Raw genomic sequence first — 14,165 nt, 5'->3', positions numbered from 1 at the left:
GCTTTAGAAAATCTAATGCCTTGGGCAAATAATCTTCCTGACAATCTAAAAGTCAAAATCAAGAAATAAATAAATCCCGATAGGGCTTTAAATCGCCCTACCGGGATATTTTAATATATCTTATAAATTAATAAAAGGTACCAAAACTTTGACGCTTACACTCTTTTACGAACACTAATAATAGACTACAAATATGCTTATGACCTTAATGGAAATAGAATAACAAAAGCAGGATCAAAACATAGTAGTTTTTATAGCTATGATAAAGTAAATCGCCTAAAAGAATGTAATTATGATGGAAGAAGAGAAAGTTATAGCTACGATAATGTAGGAAATAGAATAAGCAGAACCACAAATGATGTAGTAGAAAAGTATTTATATAATGTAAAAAATCAACTTATATAAATAGTAGGAGAAAAAGATCATAAATACTTTACATACGACAAACAAGGCAATACAATAAAAGAGGAAACAAATACTGGAAACAATAACTACGAATACAATACCTTAAATCAGCAAATAAAAGCGGTGACAAAAGAAGGCAATACATTAATAAGCCGTTATGATGCTGAAGGTTTAAGATACGAAATAGAAGAAAACGAAAAGTTAAGTAGTTTTATATACAATAAAGAAAACACATTAGTAGAACTTGATAAAGATGAAAATGTAGTAAGCAGATTCACAAGAGGCTACGAAGTAGTAGCTGCTGATATCGATGAAGAAAAATATTACTACAGCTGTGATGAACAAGGTAGTACTATTGCAATAAGTGATGAAGATGAAGTAATAAAAAATAGTTATCATTATGATGGTTTTGGAAATATTCTTAGCGCTGAGGAAAATGTACATAATAGAATAAAATATACTGGGCAACAGTTTGATGTAACTACTAGTCAATATTATCTAAGGGCAAGATATTATAATCCGATAATAGGTAGATTTACGCAGGAAGATGTATATAGAGGAGACGGACTTAATTTATATGCTTATTGTGGAAATAATCCTGTGGAGTATTGTGATCCTAGTGGGTATGCTAAGAAAACTATTGATTGTAGTAGTAAAGGTAATAATAAGAGTGTTGAGCAAGTTACTAGTACTTATAATAAGTATAGAAGTGCTAGTTTAAGAGAAGTTAAAAGACAATTAGATATACCAATGTCGCAACACCCTATTAGGCAGGATATGGTACCATTAACGGATGCTAGTGGTAATTGGATTTTGAATGCGAATAAACAACCTATTATGACTAGAGAATTGACTTATGATGTAAATGGCAAAAAGATAGTGATTCAAGATCATTCTGCTGGACATAACTTTGGTGAAGGGGGGATTGGAGACCAACCATCTTATCATAATGTAAGACCGGCTGAGAATACAAGGACTGGAAAAGTAGAAGGTATGGAAGACCATTATTATTTTGATAAGAGAAACAATAAATAGAGAAGGTGGTGTATAAGATGATTAATAGATTTAAGCTAATGAATCCTCAGGCATTTACTAGTATATTTGGTGATATACCAAGTTTGAATGCTTCAGAGTTACTAGATCTACAACTAAGGAGAGATGGACCAACATTATTTATACGATTATTAACAAAGGAAGTTATAAAAATAAAACCTAAACGTTGGGACAAATGGGATGTAGTATATATAGAAATGTCTTTCTTTGGGATAAGAAATTTAAGAATTAACGGTTTAGGAACAAATAATGAGATTAATCAATTTGAAATTAAAGATATGGGAGAAGATGGAGTGTTAGAGATCAAATGTAACAATCAAATGCATATCAAATGTTCATTTGATTGGGCAAGAGTGGAACAGATAACTCCTGGTTTAATAGGTACACCATAGCATGTTTGCTTTTGAGATTAAGCAAGCTTAGTCGTAGGCTTCATTCATACTGTTCAAGAGGTTCAATATATGTAAAATAGAAAGAGTTAGAAAATAAAAGTTTTCTAGCTCTTTTCCTATATCACAATATTATTAAAGGGCGAAATAATAATAGACTATAAATATGCCTATGACCCTAATGGAAATAGAATAACAAAAGCAGGATCAAAGCATAGTAGCTATTACAGCTATGATAAGATAAATCGCCTAAAAGAATGTAACTATGATGGAAGAAAAGAAAGTTATAGCTACGATAACGTAGGAAATAGGATAACTAGAACCACTAATGATGTAGTAGAAAAGTATTTATATAATGTAAAGAATCAACTAGTAGAAATAGTAGGAGAAAAAGAACATAAATACTTTACATACGATAAACAAGGAAATACAATAAAAGAAGAAACAAATACTGGAAACAATATATTTGAATACAATACCTTAAATCAGCAAATAAAAGTGGTAACAAAAGAAGGCAACACATTAATAAGTCGCTATGATGCTGAAGGTTTAAGATACGAAATAGAAGAAAATGAAAAACTAAGCAGCTTTATATACAATAAAGAAAATATATTAGTAGAACTTGATAAAGAAGAGAATGTAGTAAGCAGATTCACAAGAGGCTACGAAGTAGTAGCTGCTGATATCGATGAAGAGAGATATTACTACAGCTGTGATGAACAAGGTAGTACCATAGCAATAAGTGATAAAGATGAAGCAATAAGAAACTACTATCATTATGATGGCTTTGGAAACATTCTTAGCGCTGAGGAAAATGTACATAATAGAATAAAGTATACAGGGCAACAGTTTGATACTACTACTGTACCAAAAATCAATTAAAAATTCTCCCATTAGCAAAATAATTATCTTTTTAGCAAAGATACTATGGTATAATTTATCTTAAGTTTATAAAAAAATAGAAAAATTTTAATTCTATATTATAAACAAGAAAGAGGTGTGTTAAAATGCAAAAAATAGATTACAATAGATTTTTACAGGTACTTAAGGAAACTAAGGGGATACATAATTCACTAAACGAAATATTGAAATATGATTTTATATATCATTCAAATAAGATTGAAGGTAGTACATTTACAACAGAAGCATTACAATTGTTGTTTGAAAAAAACATAGTACAAGGCACACATACATTAGATGATGTTCAGGAAACAGTAAATTCATTTTATACATTTGACATAGTGATTGATGAATTAGATAAAAAATTAACATTAGATATGATAAAAGAATGGCATGGAAGCTTAATGTATAGAACAAAGTTATATGATATGGGATTAGCAGGAGTATTTAAAAAATATTCAAATAGAATATTGGGAGCTAATTTTAATACAGCAAATCCATGGGAAGTAGAAGATAAATTAAGTGATTTAATAAATAATTATAATTCATTACAAAACGTTACTATAGATGATATAATAAGGTTTCATTTTGAATTTGAGTGTATACATCCTTTCCAAGATGGAAATGGACGAATAGGTAGGTTTATTTATCTAAAGCAACTTTTAGATAATAGATTAGCATTAAAATATATGAATGGAGAATCAGCTAAAGAATATAAAAAGGCTTTGGGCAATTGTTCAAAAGAAAATATAAAGCCTTTAGTTGATTATATAGAAAACCAAAAAGATTTTATAATTGAAAATATAGATATGTTTTAATAATTAATATAAGAATATTTATGATGTTAAGAGTAAACTTATAGAAATAGTAGGAGAAAAGAATTATAAATGTTTTACATACTCAATCATAGATTATAACAATGAAAAGAACCAATGTTTCTAAAGAAAGAAGCATTGGTTCTTTTTATACCTATAGGACAAAATCATCAGTTACATAATTACTTATTGTCATCTTTATCGTCATCTTTTTTCTTAGTAAATATGTAAATAACAAATCCAACTATGGTTGTTAGTAATAAACCAAGAAGACTTAGTATTACTATTGATAAATTACTAGATTTCTTTTCTTCAGGTGTTATTTCTTTTTCTTCAACAGTTTCATTAGATTTTGTATCTTTTATAGTGAAATGTATAGTTTTTTTGGTTTCGATACCGTCTGTATCAATTGCTGTTACTTCTAGTGTATATTTACCAGCTGCAGTAATTTTTTCTCCATAATATTCTTTTCCATTTAAAAGCATATGATATTCTACAGTATTATCAAATTTGATCTTTGGTGTAAATGGACCTTCAATTATGTCGTTATCATTTAGATCAACAAAGGTGATTTCTGGTTTTGTAACATTTAATCTAAATTTAAGAGATAAATCGCTTATATTACCAGCCTTATCTACTGCTTTTACATAGAGAACATAGGATCCAGTTTTATTTATTTCTTCGCAGTGATAGTTAATGTTATTTAATAACATAGTTATAACGGCATCAGGATCATCCCATTTTATAAGAGGAGTCACATTATTTGTATATAACTTAAGGTTTTCTATATTTTCTACAGTAATTTTTGGTGCTGTTTTATCAATTACAAATTTTATAGTTTCAGTTGTAGTATTACCAGCAGGATCTGTTGCAGTAACAACTAAAGTATAGTCGCCTTCTGCTGTTATTAGGGAGCCATCATATGAATTCCCATTTAATGTTGCAGTTATTGTAGCAGTGTTATCATCAACTTTCCATGTTGCTGAAATATCTTTATTATAGTAATAGCCATCACTAATACCTTCTATTGTTACCTTTGGAGGATTAGTATCTACAGTTAAAGTGAAACTATATGTATTTGATATATTTCCAGCTAAATCAGTTGCATAGGCAGTAATATTATAGACACCATCTTCATGAAGACAGCCACCATTGCTAAGTGGGTAGACTGTACCATCTTTAGTTACTGTAATATTTAAATTCAATTGATCGTTGGAGACTACATTATCATTAAAATTAAAGACGATAGGTGATGAACTTGATGTTGTGTAGTTCATACCTGTTGAATTAATAGGCTTTCCACCTACTGTTGCTCCTTCAATTCTTGGTGCAACTGTATCAATTGTAAATTTTCTAGTTATAGTTGGATTACTATGACCACCTCTATCAATAGAAGAAACTGTAAGTATATATTCGCCGTTTTCTGTTAAGTTGTTAAATGTCCCATAAAATTCCTTAGATAAAGTAGCATAGGTATTAAAGGTTTTGTATGTTCCATCAGGATATCTTAATGATATTTCAGTATTGCTTAAGCTAAGATCACTTACAGTAACATTTACATTAAGTTCTTTATTGCTATGACCAAAGCTATTAAGATCTTCCAATCCAGTAATTGTTACAGTTGGGTTTTCGTTATCAACAATAAAGCACCCTGTTGTTGTAGTTAAATTGTTTGCATCATCATAAACATATAAGTCTATTTTATAGCGACCGCTGAATAGGTTATTTGTTGATATAGGTCCAGTATAAGTATATTCTGTGGCTGCATCACTAGTTTCATATTCAGAGTAAATTTTGTAACGAATTTTATAGTTGTTAGTTAGGTTATCTGATAATGAAATTAAGTTACTATTTTCAGGACCAATTGTAATATTTGTGTTTTGTGTATTAGTACATACTATGCAATTTGTATAGTCATTAGTAAAATCTTTAGTATTAATTGTAGGATTAACTTTATCTAAAATTATAAAATCAGAGTAGGTGGTTTTACTATGACCACTACGATCTCTAGTAGTTACAGCAAACTTATAAATACCACTATCTAAATTACTTATTGCCCCATTGGTAGTTTCATTATTTATAATTGTATTAAAGGAAGTACCTTCTTTTATATCATTAGAATTATAAACAATAGTATTAATTGCGTTACTTGGATTTACGTCATTATAACCATTAAATTTAAGTATATTTACTTCGATATTATCAATACTATTGTCTGTAACTGAAATATCAGCTCCAAAATCAGTGTTTGTAAATCTATTAGATGGAACATTTATATCTTTTAATGATATCATTGGCGAAGTAGAATCAATAATAAAGTTACCGGTATTAGTATTGCTATTACCTGCGTCATCAGTAACTGTAATTTCAATTTGATATCTTCCATCTTCTAAGTTATCTAAGTTTATTTCTTTTGGATTTTTTTCAGAGATTATTGGTATGTCCTTATTATCAATATTGAAAATTTTATATTCAATTTCATAATCTTTACTATATTCATCATTGATATGTATACTGTTTTTCTTATCTTCATCATTAGTTGTATTAATATTTATTGAATGATTAAGTTCAGATAAATCACTGAAAACTATACAATCAGAAAAAGTGTTTGTGAAGTTTTTCATATCTATTAAAGGTGCAACGGTGTCAATGGTAAAGGTTTTTGATGAAGTTGTTGTTTCTAAATCTTTTCTATCTTTGGCAGTAACGGAGATTTGGTATATACCGTCTTCTTTAATTTCATCTAGAGTCTTCTTAAAGAAAGTAGTATATTCCTCTGCTACATTAAAATCAGAATAATTATTTACATAGACATCCTCAAAGTTTTTAGTTGAAGTATTAAATTTTCTAAGTGTTATTGTTACATCTTTTAAGCTATCATCTTTTACAGTTATTGTAGGAGTTATTGAGTTGTTTGTATAATCTTTTTCGTTTAAGTCAATATCTGAGATTGTAATTTCTGGTGCTGTATCATCAATTATAAATGGTTTAACAAATGTAGTTGTATTTTCAGCCTCATCACTTACTATTAATTCAAGATAGTATTGTCCATTTTCAATAAATGAATTTTCATCTAACTTAAAGTCTATTTCACTATGTTTTAAGTCCACTACGTCACCTGATTTTATTGTTTCATTGTAGATATTTTTTATTTTGTAACTTAGGTTTAATTTATTGTCTAAATTATCTTTTATATTTATATCAACATCAGTATTATTGTAGTCTTTTCCTATAGAAATTATAGAATCTGTAGAATAAATTATAGTATCAGTATAATTTTCAGTAAATACATCACTTGATATAGTTGGTTTAGTTATATCAAAAACAAAGGATTTGCTTTTAGATATACTTTTATTATCATTATTAAAATCAGTTTTTGTAATTTCATTAGAATCAAATATAGAGTTTATATCATAACTTATAGAGTAAAAGCCTTCTTTGAAATCATCTAATTCATATAAATAGTTGTTACCATCTTTTTTTAATTCATTAAGCGGTATTTCTTTGTCATTAATAGTAACAGTTGCAGATTGTATTTCTGCAAAATTAGGATCTGAGATTAAAAGACTTTTTATTGGTTTTGTTAATATTTTTGATGAAGGAGGAACTTCTTTCCCGTCATCATCTAATAAGTAAAAGTCAATAGGACTATGGTCATAAATTATAGTAAATTTACCTGTATAGCATCTGTTATTTTCACATAATACTTCAAATTCTATAACATTTTCACCTTGTGCTAATTTAAATGGTATGTTTTTAGTAACAGCATTGGAGATATAAGATAATGATTTGACATCACTTGTACCATTTTCATTAGAAATTGAGTATCTTACTAAATATGCAGAGTTAATATTATTTAATAAATCTTTACTGAAATCTAAAGATATAATATTATCTTTTAATTCTTTAGATATATATGTTGTGAAATTATCTTTATCATCCATCTTAAAATGAATACTATCTGGAGTTTTCTCTGTAGTTCCATCTAAAATAGTACCTGTAAATGAAAAGTTAATATCTTTTCTAGAAATGTTATCTCTAAAATATCTTATAGTTCCAGTTGTTTCATCACTTTTATTACCAACAACGTCATCAACAGAAATAGATATTTCACCCATGAATGGTTCATATTCCTCCGGTAAAGTTAAGTTAATACTTTGAATAGAAGAAGTAGGATCAAACTTATATTGAAAATCCTTTATTTCGTAATCAGTATCTTTTAACTTGTATTTTATATGTATAGAATTTGGATCAATAGTATCAATACATTGGTCTTCATTATCAAAGATTTTAAAATTTAATGTTAACTTATTTTCAGTTATATTATCAGACATTATGTATATGTTATTATTAGCTATTCTATATTGATCATTATTACTATCAATGAACTTAATTTCAGGGCTAGTTGTATCAGGATAAACATTAAAAGTTTCACCAGGATTTTTATTTCCAAAATCATCAATAGCTACTATTTTATACGTTGATGTTTTATCTAATTCTAAGTTCTTTATTGTTAGAACATTATTTGTAAAATCATATTGGTTTTTATCTAGTAGGTTATCATCTTTATAGACCTCTATATTTTTAATAGAGGAAGAATCTATAATATTAAATGAGATAGCATTATTTTTATCGTTTTTTACATCACCTTTAAAGTAGTAAATATTATTAATATTTTTTACATTATTATCTTTTACAGAAATCTTCGGCGCTGATGTGTCCTTAATAAACTTATAAGATATTGTATTATTATTATTAAGTTTTATATTGAGATTTTCTTTTATATCTCTATAGTTATCTTTCTCATCAAGTTTAATAGATAGTGTATGAGAATTTATATAATTTATAGTTATAATAGAGTTATTTTCCTTTGAGTCAAATTCCACGCTACATTTTTCAGGATCTAATTTTTCATTGGCGACTATTTTAATTTCATTTCCATTTAAATTATTCTTAGATAAAATTGAGTTATCATTTTCATTTATATCAAGATCAGAGGATGAAATTGTATAATTAAAATTTGATATATTAGCATAAAAAGGGATTTTTACTGTATTATAATTATTTGATAAAGTTATACTATTTAATCCATTATTAATAAAATAATTTTCATTAATCCAATCTAAGGTTATAGAATTATTTTCTACCATATATTTTTGGTTTGACACATCAATATCATTAATTGCCTTTACATAATAATCTTTTTTTGCAATACCATTAAAATTTAATGTCAAATCTTTGGAATCATAGAAGTATTTATTTTTTAAATCTATAAATCCAGAAAAATTTTGAGAATGTATGTATCCATCTGAATCCATATAGTATATATCAAGTGAATCTAAAGCTGAATCAAGGGTACCCTCAAAACTAATGTTTTCATTGCCTATAGATGATACATCTACTGAAGTATTATCGCTTAAATTTGCACAAGAAAAAACTGGTGAATTTTTCATAGATTCATTACATGATATTGAAGCTATATATTCAGCAGTAGTTTCTTTAATCTTAGTTTCCACACAGTCGACAACAAAATTAAATCCTTTAGATTTTGAGGATTTTTCAATATTTTTTTCAGAGTAATATGTTTTAATATTATCAGATGAATCAACGGTAAGTATTTTTACTGATATATTTGTAGGTTCAGTTAATTTTAAATTATTTAGTAAAAGTTTAGATACATCTTCTATATCAGATAATAGATATTTTTTATCATTGTTTATTACTACTTCTACAGATTCTATCTTTTCTGATTCTGAGAATTTAGGTAAAGATATAGAAGTATAAGCATTGATATTCAATTGATATGGTATACTTTCTTCGCTAGGAATTTGTGAATTAATATTAAACAGTTTTTTAGATACATCTGTTTTACCTATAGAAGAGATTACATTATCAATAGCATGTTCTTCAAAAGATATATCTTCATTTTTTGTTATAGAATATGACCCATTAGTATTATCTAAATTTACCTGTAATTCATCGTTAATATCTTTAATAAACTTATTAATTATATTATTTAAATTATTTTCATCTAATGTATTTTTTGAATAAAAATAATAATTTAAATTTATACCATTTAATCCAAAGTTTAAAGAGTCTTTTGTATAAAAAGTTTTAAGAATATCATCATTATTATCAAAATATGATTGCAATTTTTCTATAAGCTTTTCTGTGTAAATCGATGAAGTGATAGAGCTTGAATCAGAGTTAGTGATTAAATTATTATCATAGATATCTAATGATAACCTATACATATTTTCAAAGTTACTTACATCCGTAGAAAAAATAGATTCATTCTTTATTTCCATAGTTGATAAATACTTTTCTTTAAAAAAACTTGAAGCTTTTTCATAATTATCTTCTTTTGTGCTTTTATGATTATATGTATTTACAATATCTTCTGCATAAACGGTTTCAGTATAAATAGGAACTTGTGTAAATGTTAAGCTGGCAACTAAAACCAGAGTAACGAATCGTTGATTGTTTTTTAACATAATATACCTCCTTTATGGTAATTATACAATGAAATTATACAAAATTAAATAATATTAGATAAATATTGAAAAATAAGCATCATATGGTAAAATATAAATAATACTAAAGGAGGTCATCTGATGACAAATGAGCTAAAAGTAAATGAAAAAACTATTATAAAAAAACTTACTGGTAATAGTCTTACTGTTAAGGAGTTTAATGCTGCAAAGGAACTTTCTAATAAATCAATTTTAGTGAATATTAGGCTTCGATCTAATAAGAGTCCAAAGGAGCTTATATATGAAATTCAAGGATTAGAGAGAATAAATAAATATATAAATAAAGTTATAGATATTAAGGAATTTACTACGATTTTATTAAAAATATGCAAGAGTTATTTATATTGTGAAATTAATGATAATTTATGTGAGGAGAAAGTAAGTTTAGATAGTAATCATGTATTTATTGATACAAAAAATAAGAATATTAGACTTATGTATTTACCACGAAAAGATATAAATAAAAAAGAGAATGAGATTAATCTTATAAAGTTGTTGAGAAATATAACAAATACATATTCAAAAATAAATAGTAAATATTCAAAAGAAATAAGTTATATACTTAACAGTTTAGAAAACTATACTGATATATGTTCACTAGTTGAAGATTTAAATAAGATAATTAAAGATAAGCCAATTAATAAAGTACATAAAAGTAAGGGAAAATGTAAGTTTATAAATATACCTTTTTTTTCAGGAGTAATATTAATTTTAATTACACAAATACTTACAGGGATTTTATCATATTCACTATATACAATAATATGGGACAATCCTAATGTGACAATGATATGTGTGATTATGGTTGTTGTAATAGATATGTTAGTTTCATTAATCATTGGAAACTTTTTAATTGTGCCTAGTTTTAAAAATAATAATAGTAATAAAACAACTAATATTATTAGATCAGAAAATATTAAGAAAGATGCTATGACAGAAAAAAGTATAACTAGTTATACATTAGAGGAGTATAGTAATAACGTACTTTCGAAGGAATCTTATAACAATATTCCAATGGAGAAGAATAAAATAAAATACTTTGAGCAAGTCAGTGTACTAGGAAGTGAAAGTGATGATACGGAGCTTTTATATTCTAACAGTGAAGGTGAAGAAAAATTAGCAACATTAATAAATTGTAGTGATGAAAATTATGAAAGAATTACAATTTGGAAGAACAATTTTATAATAGGAAGATTAAGAGAAAAAGTAGATTACCCTATTCAAAATCAAACTGTTGGAAAAGTGCATGCAAAAATAATAATGGATAAAAGTAATTTCTATTTAGTAGATATGAATAGTAAAAATGGAACTAAAATAAATGGTAAGAAAATTGAAGCAAATAAGAAATATAAGTTAGCAGATGGAGATAAAATTGTCTTTTCAAATGTAGAATATGAATTTAAGTTATAGGAGGGTAAAGGGTGGAAACCGAAAGAATAGAGGTAGTGGTAAAAAGTGACAAGGGCGTAATAAAACAGATAAATGAAGATAATTTTATAATTAAGGTTGGCCAAATAGATGGTAAAGATTTTGGATTATTTGCTTTATGCGATGGATTAGGTGGCTTAGAAAAAGGTGAAGTGGCAAGTAAAAAAATGGTATCAGCATTGGAAGTTTGGTGGCATTCTAGGATAGGAATTTTTTTAGGAAATAATGTAGAGGATAAATCTCTTTTAATTGAGTTAAGAAATGTACTTATTAAGGTAAATAAGGAATTGTTTGACTATGGCAAGGAAAATAATATAAGGCTTGGTACAACGGCTTCTATATTGCTTATTTTAAAAGGTAAATTTTATATTTGTCATATTGGAGATAGTAGAATTTATGTCATTAATGAAAGTGTTAAAAAGCTAACAGAAGATCATACATATTATAATCAGCTTCTTAAAGAGGGAAATATAGAAAAAAGTAAAACTGTAAAAAGGAGTATATTAACTCAATGTGTAGGTGTGGGGGATAATATTAAGCCAAACTTTTTTGTAGGGAAACTATCAAAAAAAGCTACTTTTGTTTTATGTAGCGATGGATTCTATAACAAAATGAAAGATGAAGATTTTATAGAGATGAAAAATGATTTATATGAAGGAAGTGACTATGGTTATATGGGGGAAGTGTGTGCAAGCTTTATAGAAAAAATTAAAGCTAGAGGAGAAAAAGATAATATTTCTGTTATTGCTATAAAATATTCGAGAAATAGGGGTGTTAACGTTTGAAATTAGTGGGGAAAGTAATAGAATCGAAATATCAATTTATACAAACACTTGGTGTTGGTGGTATGGGATCAGTATATTTAGCTAAGGATTTGAAGTTAGGAACATTTTGGGCAATAAAAGTTATCAAAAAAAATAACAATATAAATATTTTGGCAGAATTTAATGTTTTGAAAAAATTAGATCATCCTGCCCTTACAAGAATAACAGATATAAGTGATGATGATACATATATCTATATAGTTATGGATTTTGTTGATGGACGGAATTTATCAAGTATATTGAAGGAGAGAGGAGGATTTAGCGAAACGGAAGTAGTTGATTATAGTAAACAAATGTGTGATGTATTGCAATATTTACATAATCAAAAACCTAACCCTATTATTCATAAAGATATAAAACCAGCTAATATAATGATAAATAAAGAAGGAAGACTAAAATTAATTGATTTTGGTATTGCAAAGGAAGGCAATGAACAATGGGATGATAATCTGTTACTTGCCACAGCTGGATATGTTAGTCCTGAAATAATTAATGATGCTAGGAATATAAGTCCACAAAGTGATATATATGCACTTGGTGCTACTATGTATCATTTATTAACAGGAATAAAGCCTAAGAAGAATGAATTTCCTTTACCGCTTTTAAGAACAATAAACAGTGAGTTTTCAGAAGCAATGGAGTATATTGTTGCAAAAGCTACTCAAGTTGATTTAACATTGCGATATCAAAATGCCGAAGAATTTAGAAAGGATTTAGATAATATTGGAAAGCTCGGTGACGAATATGCTCAGAGAGTAAAAGGTAGAAAAAGAAAAATAATGGTGTCTTGTTGTACTTTTCTTTTAAGTGGAATAATTGCTTTAAATGGATGGAAGGGGTATGGAGCGGAATTAGAAAAGAAGTTTCATTCATTTATAAGTAAAGGTATTGAAGCGAGAAACAATATGGATTATAAAGAAGCTTTGAATCAGTTTGATAAAGCTGAAGAATATCTATCTAATGAAAAAGAGGGATATTATGAAAGTGCTAAGACTTATTTAGTAATGGGAGCAAATGATGAATGCATAAGATATTTAAATAATTTAATGGATCAAAAAAAGCCGTTAAAAGAAGATAATTATATTAATTATTTATTAGGAAAGGCTTATTTGTACAAAGTTAATTATGAAAAGGCAAATGAATATTTTAAAAAGGTAACTGATAAAAAAGAAGTTGGAGAAGATTTCCCTTATCTTATGGAGATAAGTAAGCAATTTATATCACCTGAAGATGTTAATGTAGAAAAATTTCAAGAGTCATTAAATAAATTTGAGAAGTTTATTGATGACAATAAAGAAGATAAGGCTTTTGCTGTAGCATCTTACCTAGCTTTGGCTGATATGTATACTTATGGTGCAGATATTTTATCTAATGCTTTTGATAGAGAAGTAGATGTTGTTCTAAAAGCAAAGAAAATAAGTGTAAATGATTATGGAGTTTTAGACAAGCTTGCTACAGCTTATAGAGAAAAAGCAAGAAATATTAGGTTTAGTAATAAGGTAGAATATGAACATTATTTAAAAGAAGCTTTAAGTTTATATAATGAGTGTCTAGATATACAAAGCAGTATTGATGTGTATTTGAATATTGGAGATATATATGTTGAGCTTAGTAATTATGAGTCAGCTAAAAATGCTTATGAAAAAATTATTGAGATTAATAAGGAACATTATTTAGGATATATGAAATTATCATCATTGTCATTTACTATGGGCAATAAAGAAGAGGCAAAAGAATATTTAAAAAAGACGGAAGAATGTAGTAATTTAAGTCCTAATGATCCACAATATTTATATTTGAAAAAGAACTTAGAATAGG

General features: G+C 26.9%; 8 protein-coding genes. 7 read left to right on the top strand and 1 reads right to left on the bottom strand.

What is annotated here, in order from left to right; all coding sequences use genetic code 11:
* Positions 1–528: 528 nt before the first annotated feature.
* From KQI30_RS17605 to KQI30_RS13245, 4 genes are all read left to right on the top strand, one after another.
* Positions 529–1,440 (top strand): HNH/endonuclease VII fold putative polymorphic toxin, encoded by a 912-nt coding sequence (locus KQI30_RS17605; RefSeq protein WP_367397859.1) that lies wholly within the window; start codon positions 529–531, stop codon positions 1,438–1,440.
* A 17-nt stretch (positions 1,441–1,457) separates the two neighbouring features.
* Positions 1,458–1,850: an immunity 50 family protein gene (locus KQI30_RS13255; protein WP_216463824.1), complete on the top strand. Its 393-nt coding sequence runs from the start codon at positions 1,458–1,460 to the stop codon at positions 1,848–1,850.
* Positions 1,851–2,345: 495 nt separating this feature from the next.
* Positions 2,346–2,729: a hypothetical protein gene (locus KQI30_RS13250; RefSeq protein ID WP_216463823.1), complete on the top strand. Its 384-nt coding sequence runs from the start codon at positions 2,346–2,348 to the stop codon at positions 2,727–2,729.
* 125 nt (positions 2,730–2,854) lie between these two features.
* Positions 2,855–3,565, top strand: coding sequence for a Fic family protein (locus tag KQI30_RS13245; protein ID WP_216463822.1), 711 nt, complete (start codon positions 2,855–2,857; stop codon positions 3,563–3,565).
* 179 nt (positions 3,566–3,744) lie between these two features.
* Here KQI30_RS13245 and KQI30_RS13240 read toward each other — a convergent pair whose 3' ends face one another.
* Positions 3,745–10,056: an Ig-like domain repeat protein gene (locus KQI30_RS13240; RefSeq protein ID WP_216463821.1), complete on the bottom strand. Its 6,312-nt coding sequence runs from the start codon at positions 10,054–10,056 to the stop codon at positions 3,745–3,747.
* Positions 10,057–10,176: 120 nt separating this feature from the next.
* Between KQI30_RS13240 and KQI30_RS13235 the strand changes: the two genes are divergently transcribed.
* Genes KQI30_RS13235 through KQI30_RS13225 form a run of 3 tightly spaced genes read left to right on the top strand, consistent with a single transcriptional unit; the run spans position 10,177 to position 14,164 of the window.
* Positions 10,177–11,505 (top strand): FHA domain-containing protein, encoded by a 1,329-nt coding sequence (locus tag KQI30_RS13235; protein ID WP_216463820.1) that lies wholly within the window; start codon positions 10,177–10,179, stop codon positions 11,503–11,505.
* Between the two features lie 11 nt (positions 11,506–11,516).
* Complete coding sequence (locus tag KQI30_RS13230; RefSeq protein ID WP_216463819.1) at positions 11,517–12,308, top strand: PP2C family protein-serine/threonine phosphatase; 792 nt, start codon at positions 11,517–11,519, stop codon at positions 12,306–12,308.
* Between the two features lie 5 nt (positions 12,309–12,313).
* Positions 12,314–14,164, top strand: a complete 1,851-nt coding sequence (locus KQI30_RS13225; RefSeq protein ID WP_367397860.1) for a protein kinase domain-containing protein — start codon at positions 12,314–12,316, stop codon at positions 14,162–14,164.
* The last annotated feature ends 1 nt before the right edge of the window (position 14,165 follow it).

Source organism: Clostridium bornimense, assembly GCF_018917145.1.
GTDB classification, from domain to species: Bacteria; Bacillota; Clostridia; order Clostridiales; family Clostridiaceae; genus Clostridium_AN; species Clostridium_AN bornimense_A.
Note: the sequence above shows the minus strand (reverse complement) of the source record. Positions and strands in the feature narration are given on the sequence as shown.

Coding starts and splice junctions, on each gene's coding strand:
- KQI30_RS13255 (WP_216463824.1), top strand. CDS start 1,458: ATGATTAATAGATTTAAGCTAATGAATCCTCAGGCATTTACTAGTATA.
- KQI30_RS13245 (WP_216463822.1), top strand. CDS start 2,855: ATGCAAAAAATAGATTACAATAGATTTTTACAGGTACTTAAGGAAACT.
- KQI30_RS13240 (WP_216463821.1), bottom strand. CDS start 10,056: ATGTTAAAAAACAATCAACGATTCGTTACTCTGGTTTTAGTTGCCAGC.
- KQI30_RS13235 (WP_216463820.1), top strand. CDS start 10,177: ATGACAAATGAGCTAAAAGTAAATGAAAAAACTATTATAAAAAAACTT.